The sequence below is a fragment of the Streptomyces sp. UNOB3_S3 genome, assembly GCF_020740895.1.
In the GTDB taxonomy this organism is placed as follows: Bacteria; Actinomycetota; Actinomycetes; order Streptomycetales; family Streptomycetaceae; genus Streptomyces.
Map to the genome: position 1 here is coordinate 1 of NZ_JAILXP010000432.1, position 5,634 is coordinate 5,634.

A 5,634-nucleotide genomic window follows, 5' to 3' on the forward strand; every position below is an offset into this window, starting at 1 on the left:
GGCGCCACCCGCGCCCGCCCCTCCGGCACCGCCCGCGCCACCGGCCCCTGGCGCTCCGCCCGTTCCGGGCGCGCCTCCGGCACCGGGTGCCCCCGCACCCGTACCTCCGGGCCAGCCCGGACAACCCGGACAGCCCGGCCGGCCCGCGCCTCCGGCACCCGCCGCACCCGCCGCGCCCGGCGCGCCCGGCGCACCGGGGCCGGGTGCGCCGGGCACCGTGCCCGTCAACAACGCGCCGCCGCGCGCGGCACCCGCACCGCCGCCGGCACCCGACCGACGGGTGCCGGCACCGCGGGCGCCCGCTCCCCGGCCGCGACCGGGTCACCCCCGGGGTTCCGCCCACCACGGCATCGTCAAGGCCCTGAACAAGAAGGCGGTGCGCGGTATCCCGCTGGTGACGCTCACCCTGCTGGTCACGGCCCCGGCCGTGCTGGCCGCGGCGCTGCTGCGGCCGCGTTCTGGCGGCTCGCGGCGCCGCTGACCGCACGGGTCAGCGCGGCACCTCGGCCGCGCCCCCGGCGCGGATCGCCGCCAGGACGGCGGCGTGGAAGGCCCCCAGCCCCCCGGGCGGCACGGCCCGGGGGCCGCCGGTGAGCGCGTACCACTCCTCGGCGCCGGTGTACTGCACACGGACGTCCGCCAGCCCGTCGGGGCGGCGCGCCGTGACCACGGTGAGGTCGCCGGTGACGACCCCGACGTCGTCGGTCATCGCACCGCCGGGGCCGGCGACCACCGTGTCCTCGTACCGCTCCTGACCCGCTTCTCTGTTCATGACGTACACGTATCCAGCATCTTGGTGAGCATGCCTCGCTCCTCCTCCGTGACACTCAGACCGTACGTGGTCTTCACGGAGGTCCACGCCCGGCCGTAGAAGCACCAGGCGCTCTTCGACGGCGGCTGCCACTGGTCCGGGGACTGGTCGCCCTTGGACCGGTTCGAGGCGGCGGAGACCGTGAGCAGCTGCGGGTGCGTCAGGTCGTTGGCGAACGCCTTGCGCTTGTCGTCGTCCCACTTGTCGGCGCCCGAACGCCAGGCGTTGGCCAGCGGCACGATGTGGTCGATGTCCACCTGTCCGGCCTTGTCGGCGGTCTTGTCGTCGTAGAGGCTGCGCCAGGTCCCCTCGACGGCCCGGCACTCCCCGTCCCGCTTCACACCCTTGCCGTCCCGTTCCAGGACGGTCTCCCGGGTGTCGCACTTGTTGCCCTGCTGGGCCCAGTGGGGGAACCTGGCGCGGCTGTAGCCGGACATCGCGTGCGGCTTCTCCACCTTCATCGCGGTGAGTTGCTTGCGGGCGTCGCCCGTCGTCGGGAGCCCGGGCAGCGGGTCGCCCGCACGGTTCTTCCCGTCGCCCGACGGCGCGGGTCCCTTGGAGCCCGGCGCCGGCGCGGCGGCCGAGCGCGACGGGGAGACGGACGACGAAGCCGCGTCACCGGACTTGCCGCCGCAACCGGCGAGGGCAGCCCCCACCGTGCACACGGCGACCACCAGCGCCGTGACCCGCCCCTGACGAAGCCTCATTCTCCAACAACCCCTTCGGTCACAACACACACATCCGACATAACGTTCGATCCTACGTGCAGGCCGACCACCGGGAAGACCTGCCCCGTCGGTCAACCGCCAAGCCCAACTCACCCGGACGGACCAATGGCGCCCGCGCCTCCCCGATCGTGTGAATCCCCTCCGGGGCCCGGTGCCGCGCGCAGCGGCGTCCTCACAGTGGGGTGATGACGCCATGGGAAGAGGACGAGGAACGGGCCGCCGGGGTCGTCGGATACGCCACCGCCCAGCTGGGGCACATGCGGGAGCTGCTCGGCATGCTCAGCGACGCGCAGTACGTGTGCCGGCCCCATGAGGCCGCCAGCTGTGTCGCCGGTCATGTACGGCACTGTGTGAACCACTACACGGCGATCCTGGCCGGTGCGGACGTCGGCACGGTCGAGTACGACCGGCGGAAGCGCGGCGGCGAGCTGGAGACCGACCGGGGTGCCGCGCTCACGCGGCTGGCCGACGTCTCGGCCCGGGTGGCCGCGGTGGCACCGGCGGACCTCGACCGGCCCGTGGACGTGCTCCATGTGGTGGACGCGGCGGGCACGGTCGTCCGGACGCGCTCCACCGTGGGGCGGGAGCTGCTGTTCGTCTCGCACCACGCCGTCCACCACCTGGCGGTGATGGTGCCGGTCGCCCGCGCCCTGGGCGTGACCGTTCCGGTGGAGTTCGGGTACGCGCCCGCGACGCTCGCCTACCTCCGGCGGGTCTGAGCCGGCCTGCGGTCGCGGGTGTGCCGCTGGAAGGCGATCCCGGCGACGACGACGGCGCCGAGGAACCACAGCGGGCCCAGCAGCAGGTAGAAGAACGGGAACGAGTCCCGGAAGCCCGCCGTGACCGCGGCCTGCATGGCCCCGTAGGACGGCAGGTACCGGACGACGTCATTGTCGGCGATCGGATTGGCGATCGGGCTCTGGAGGCCCGTGTCGATGATGCTGGTCATGATGATGAGCAGCATGCCCGCCAGCTCGCCGCGCAGCGTCGCGCCGAGCATCACCCCGAAGCCGCCGTAGGTCAGGGCGCCGGTGGCCAGGGCGAGGCCGAGCAGCCAGGGCTGCCGGGGATGCCAGTAGAGGCAGACCACGGCGGTGGCGTAGGCGCTGGTCAGCACGGACGCGATGAGCAGCGCGGCGAGCTTGGCCGCGATCAGGTGGGAGCGGGGGTAGCCGGCCATGGCGAGCCGGTGGTCGAAGCGGCCCGCCGTGAAGGTGACCGAGAACATCATGAAACCGACGATCAGGGTGACGGCGTTGAGGGCCCCGGAGATATTGCTGAGGTTGTTGCCCGGCGCGGTGATCGTCTCGTTGGTCGCGCGCAGCAGGAACCGGACCTCGGCGGAGGCGATCACCACATGGCCGAGGGAGATCCACAGCGGGAGGTAGAAGAGGACCAGGACGAGCGCCAGCCGGTTCCGGGAGTGCTCCAGCAGCGCGTAGCGGGCGGCGGTGGAGAAGTACGTCCAGGCGGAGGCGCGGCGCACGGCCGGTTCACCCGCCCCGTCGCGCGTCGTCGACGAGCCGTCCGGCGTCGAGCCGCCACAGGTCGTCGAACCGGGTGGTGTCGTAGGCGATGTGGGTGACGACGAGGCAGGACCGCCCCAACGCCCGGAGCTGCTCGGCCAGTTCCCAGAACCGCTGGTAGGCCTCCCAGTCGAAGCCCTGGTAGGGCTCGTCCAGGAGCAGCAGGGGCGGGTCGTGCATCAGGGCGAGGACGAGATTGAGCTTCTGCTGGGTGCCGCCGCTGAGCGTGCCGATCCGGTGCCGCCGGTAGTCGGCGAAGTTCAGGGTCTCCAGGAGTTCATGGGCGCGGTCGAGGCCGGGCAGACCGTAGGCGACCCGGAAGAGCTCGAGGTGCTGTTCGACGGTGAAGGCGGGGTTGAGCACGGTCTCCTGCGGGCAGTAGCCGATGCCGCCGGGGCCCCTGACCATGCCCCGGTCGGGCCGGAGCCGCCCGGCGAGGACGCGCAGCAGGGTCGACTTGCCGGACCCGTTCTCGCCGACGACCCCGGCCAGGCGCCCCGCCCGCAGCTCCATGTCGACGCCACGCAGCACACGGTGCCTGCCGTATGCCTTGTGGACGTCGTGGGCCTCCAGGAGGAGCCGTGCGTCAGTCATCGCTCCCATCCCTACCACCGAGGTGCCGCCCCCGGCGGGAGCCGGTCGGCCGGGGGCGGTCAGGAGCGGCCGATCGGCCGCGTCGCCGCCCCGGCTCGCCGGGGGCGGCTCGGCTCAGTCGTCGAGCGACGCCAGGTCGAGGCGGCTGAGGCGCTCGGGGTCGGCGAGGATGTCGATCTCGACGATCCGCCCGTCCGTGATCGTGAAGCCCAGGACGGCCGTCGGCCGCCCGTCGATGATGGACACGATGCCCGCGGCGCCGTTGACGAGCGCCGGCCGCGACGAGCCGGCGGCACGCTGGAAGAGCAGCGCCTGCCCGGCGACCGCGGCGGGGCCGCGCAGCTCCCGCGACGCGCCCGCGAGGCCCGTGCCGGTGTCCGCGCGCAGGACGACGTCCGGGTCGAGCAGGGCCACCAGGGCGTCGAAGTCGCCGCCTCGCGCGGCGGCGAGGAACGCGTCGACGACCTCCCGCTGCCGGCCGAGGTCGGTGTCGGGTACCGGCGCGGAGCCCCGCACCCGGCGGCGGGCCCGGCTGGCGAGCTGCCGGGCGGCCGCCGGGGTGCGGCCGACCATGGGGGCGATCTCGTCGAAGGGCACGGCGAACATGTCGTGGAGCACGAACGCCAGCCGCTCGGCGGGGGCGAGCGACTCCAGCACCACGAGCAGCGCGAGGCCGACGGAGTCGGACAGCAGCGCCTCCTGCTCGGGGTCGATCCCGTCGGCGCCGCTCACGACCGGGTCGGGCACGTGGACGTCCAGGGACTGCTCGCCCCGCGAGGTCCGCGACCGCAGCATGTCCAGGCACACCCGGCCGACCACGGTGGTCAGCCATCCGCCCAGGTTCGCGACGTCCCCGGTGTCGGTACGGGCCAGTCGCAGCCATGCCTCCTGCACCGCGTCGTCGGCCTCGCTCAGCGAGCCGAGCATCCGGTAGGCGACCGCCCGCAGGTGGGTGCGGTGGGCCTCGAAGCGCTCGGCCAGGAATTCGTCGTCGTTCATCGGTCGCATTTCCTTCGTCGGTGTTTCGTCACCCCCTTTGACGAACGGGACCGCGCGAATGTGACACACGTGATCAAGAGGCGGCGCGGATCACATGGCCGGGGCGGCGGCACACGAAACGCCGGGCCGCCAGGACGATGCCCTGGCGGCCCGGCGGTGATACGTGTACCCGCCGTGACCAACGACGGCGGGGGCGAACGGTCACGCGCACGGGACCGGGCGCGTCGGGGCCGGGGCCTCGCCCGTCATGGAAGCGGAGGTTTCACGGTTCGAGACGCCGGCCCCGGCCCTCCGCGGCGTCGATGAGCACCTGGGCGGTGGCGGTGGGCACGGAGAGCATCGGGTAGTGGCCGGTGGGCAGTTCGAAGAAGGTGGTGTCCTTGCCGACCGCGGCCCTCAGCCGTGGGTCGCCGGCCCGGTAGAGGGCCTCGATCATGGCGACGGTGTTGCCGTTGGCCGTGCAGAACACCGCGGAGGCGGGCAGCCCGTCGCCCGCCCCGGTCAGCCGGAGGGGTTCGGTGAAGGAGCCGTAGGGGTGGCCGACGGCGAGGCGGCGCAGCCGGGCCAGGGCCGCGTCGTCCATGCCGTCGACGCTGCCCCACAGGGGGAATTCGTCCCGGTCCGGCAGTGGGAGGCGCAGGCCCTCGCCCTCGGTCGCGACCCGTTCCTCGAACGCCGCCCGCCGTTCGGGGTCCATGAAGGTGTTGACGACGCTCTGCCCGTCCTGCGGCGCGGCGGCGTCGAGGTGGACGAGGCGGCCGACGCGTTCCGGGCACCGGTCGGCGGCGCCCAGGACGGGGAAGATGCCGTAGCTGTGGCCCACCAGGACGACGCCGGAGAGCTCCTCGTACTCCAGGACGTTGAGGATGTCCTGGACGTGGGTGCTCACCCCGGTCTCCGCGGTGGCGAGATGCGCGCGGTCCCCGAGGCCGGTCAGGGTGACCGGTACGGCCCGGTGCCCCGCGCGCTCCAGTTC

8 protein-coding genes are annotated in these 5,634 nt (G+C 73.6%); 2 read left to right on the top strand and 6 right to left on the bottom strand.

Annotated features, from left to right (window positions below; genetic code table 11):
- Positions 1 to 217: 217 nt before the first annotated feature.
- Positions 218 to 481 carry a hypothetical protein gene (locus tag K6I33_RS30880; protein WP_229357851.1) on the top strand — a complete coding sequence of 88 codons (264 nt, stop codon included), beginning with the start codon at positions 218 to 220 and terminating at the stop codon, positions 479 to 481.
- 9 nt (positions 482 to 490) lie between these two features.
- Here K6I33_RS30880 and K6I33_RS30885 read toward each other — a convergent pair whose 3' ends face one another.
- Together K6I33_RS30885 and K6I33_RS30890 are read right to left on the bottom strand one after the other, a co-directional pair.
- Entirely contained in the window at positions 491 to 772 is a 282-nt protein-coding gene (locus K6I33_RS30885; RefSeq protein WP_229357852.1) for a hypothetical protein, read from the bottom strand.
- Complete coding sequence (locus K6I33_RS30890; RefSeq protein WP_229357853.1) at positions 769 to 1,518, bottom strand: HNH endonuclease family protein; 750 nt, start codon at positions 1,516 to 1,518, stop codon at positions 769 to 771. The genes K6I33_RS30885 and K6I33_RS30890 overlap by 4 nt, the downstream gene beginning before the upstream one ends.
- Before the next feature lie 206 nt (positions 1,519 to 1,724).
- Here K6I33_RS30890 and K6I33_RS30895 point away from each other — a divergent pair, with 206 nt between their 5' ends.
- Positions 1,725 to 2,258 carry a DinB family protein gene (locus K6I33_RS30895; protein ID WP_229357854.1) on the top strand — a complete coding sequence of 178 codons (534 nt, stop codon included), beginning with the start codon at positions 1,725 to 1,727 and terminating at the stop codon, positions 2,256 to 2,258.
- Here K6I33_RS30895 and K6I33_RS30900 read toward each other — a convergent pair.
- From K6I33_RS30900 to K6I33_RS30915, 4 genes are all read right to left on the bottom strand, one after another.
- Positions 2,240 to 3,025 (bottom strand): ABC transporter permease, encoded by a 786-nt coding sequence (locus tag K6I33_RS30900; RefSeq protein WP_229357855.1) that lies wholly within the window; start codon positions 3,023 to 3,025, stop codon positions 2,240 to 2,242. The two genes, K6I33_RS30895 and K6I33_RS30900, sit on opposite strands and share 19 nt — an antisense overlap.
- Positions 3,026 to 3,032: 7 nt before the next feature.
- A complete protein-coding gene (locus K6I33_RS30905; protein ID WP_229357858.1) occupies positions 3,033 to 3,638 on the bottom strand; it encodes an ABC transporter ATP-binding protein in 606 nt (201 codons plus the stop codon).
- Between the two features lie 135 nt (positions 3,639 to 3,773).
- Positions 3,774 to 4,658, bottom strand: a complete 885-nt coding sequence (sigJ, locus tag K6I33_RS30910) for an RNA polymerase sigma factor SigJ (protein WP_229357856.1) — start codon at positions 4,656 to 4,658, stop codon at positions 3,774 to 3,776.
- 262 nt (positions 4,659 to 4,920) lie between these two features.
- Positions 4,921 to 5,634, bottom strand: a 714-nt coding sequence (locus tag K6I33_RS30915) for an alpha/beta fold hydrolase (protein WP_229357857.1), incomplete at its 5' end; no start/stop codon positions are given.

What these genes read in the sequence shown, in the direction of transcription:
- K6I33_RS30885 (WP_229357852.1), bottom strand. Translation starts at nt 772, where the DNA reads ATGAACAGAGAAGCGGGTCAGGAGCGGTACGAGGACACGGTGGTCGCC.
- K6I33_RS30890 (WP_229357853.1), bottom strand. Translation starts at nt 1,518, where the DNA reads ATGAGGCTTCGTCAGGGGCGGGTCACGGCGCTGGTGGTCGCCGTGTGC.
- K6I33_RS30895 (WP_229357854.1), top strand. Translation starts at nt 1,725, where the DNA reads ATGACGCCATGGGAAGAGGACGAGGAACGGGCCGCCGGGGTCGTCGGA.
- sigJ (WP_229357856.1), bottom strand. Translation starts at nt 4,658, where the DNA reads ATGAACGACGACGAATTCCTGGCCGAGCGCTTCGAGGCCCACCGCACC.